This window comes from Pseudoalteromonas sp. S3785 (genome assembly GCF_005887365.1).
Taxonomy (GTDB): domain Bacteria; phylum Pseudomonadota; class Gammaproteobacteria; order Enterobacterales; family Alteromonadaceae; genus Pseudoalteromonas.
Map to the genome: position 1 here is coordinate 1 of NZ_PNCT01000181.1, position 391 is coordinate 391.

Genomic DNA, 391 nt, shown 5'->3' on the forward strand with positions numbered 1-391 from the left:
GGATCCATTCTGCGTTCAACAAGTCTGCTTTTGTTTGCCATGGGAGTTATCCTTTACGGGGCGGCTGTGGTGATTGCAGTTACAACGCCATTGGCGACGGTAAATGTGACCTTGCGGGGTGTTCCATCCACGGGGACGCTCGCAATGATCATGCCGCTCTTCACGGCGGCGGCAGTGCCTCCAACCAGCGTTATCGGCACGCCGCCAACCATATTGGTCACAGGAACGCCCGTATTGGTGATAGTGACCGGAATGCCGCTCATTGCGCTGGCTCCTTGGCTGCCTGCTGCTCGGCAAAGCTCTGCTGGCGATTGGCGCGGGTCTCTGCGCTCGTGCCCTGCCGTTCGGCAAATGATTGTTGTCTATCGGCCAAGGTAGCGCTTTTGTCTGG

1 protein-coding gene is annotated in these 391 nt (G+C 58.1%); it reads right to left on the reverse strand.

What is annotated here, in order from left to right:
- Nucleotides 1–53 precede the first annotated feature (53 nt).
- The gene (locus tag CWC17_RS19060) at nucleotides 54–263 is read right to left on the reverse strand and encodes a hypothetical protein (RefSeq protein WP_065997878.1); all 210 of its coding nucleotides are present in this window, start codon (nucleotides 261–263) and stop codon (nucleotides 54–56) included.
- Nucleotides 264–391: the final 128 nt, after the last annotated feature.

Bases quoted from the DNA above. Each gene is read 5' to 3' on its own strand.
- CWC17_RS19060 (WP_065997878.1), bottom strand. From the start codon at position 263: ATGAGCGGCATTCCGGTCACTATCACCAATACGGGCGTTCCTGTGACC.